The following is an 867-nucleotide window of genomic DNA, read 5'->3' as shown; positions in this document are numbered from 1 at the left end:
AAGCGCAAATTAAAAATCGTAACCAGACTCAAAAAAAATATTGCTAAATTGGAACTCAAACCAGAAGATTTGGGGTTTTTACCAGGTTTAATACAAAACAACATTTGACGTTAGTCAGAATTTTGACGCAACCAAACGATATAAAATGTATCTATAAAAAAAGGATTACTATGAAAAAACTATTTATTTTATTAGCTCTTTTCGGATTTTTAATCTCGTGTTCAAATGATGATTCCCAAACCGAAACCCAAGAATTTGTTCCTGGAGAAGTATCTGTTGGAATTAAAAGTGGTACTGACATCAATGAATTATTCAATTTTATAAATCAATTTGACTTCGAAGTTGATAACGTCAACTCATTATCCTTTACGTCTGATTTACCGTCTGATAACCTACAGTTTGTTTTGGACAATTTAAACGAAAAAAACTATACCAATGACGGCATAAATTGGTTTGTGACAGGTTATTTACATTATCAAACTAACCAAATATGGATATTTCCAAGACTTTTTGATATGAATAATATAGAATATCAACAAGATTGGCTATCATCAATGGTCGAATTAGAGCTACAAGACAAACACAATGTAGATTTGAATAGTGGTATCATTCGTTTCAAAGTACCGGAAGGTCAAGAAATAGAATGGGAAAACCAATTTGAAAGTTATGATATAGTCGATTGGGCGGAACTGAATTACATTGCAGATATTGAACTGCATAACGATTAAAAAAAAACTGCTTACAATAACTAAGCGTTCGTGTGGCCGGTACGGCCCAACATGAACGCAGTGTTGACTGAACCGGTTGTTTACCGATTGTCTACTATGGGGATTGGTCTAAATTGTGGGGTTGCTATTCAGCGATTTG

General features: G+C 33.4%; 1 protein-coding gene. It reads left to right on the top strand.

The window, feature by feature from the left end:
* Positions 1 to 170: 170 nt before the first annotated feature.
* Complete coding sequence (locus tag DHD80_RS19820) at positions 171 to 728, top strand: hypothetical protein (protein WP_251743207.1); 558 nt, start codon at positions 171 to 173, stop codon at positions 726 to 728.
* Positions 729 to 867 lie beyond the last annotated feature (139 nt).

Origin of the sequence: Gramella sp. AN32, assembly GCF_023718305.1 — a bacterium.
GTDB lineage: Bacteria > Bacteroidota > Bacteroidia > Flavobacteriales > Flavobacteriaceae > Christiangramia > Christiangramia antarctica.
This window is presented reverse-complemented; position numbering and strand designations above follow the sequence as displayed.

Excerpts from the sequence above, each read along its gene's own strand:
- DHD80_RS19820 (WP_251743207.1), top strand. The coding sequence starts at position 171 with ATGAAAAAACTATTTATTTTATTAGCTCTTTTCGGATTTTTAATCTCG.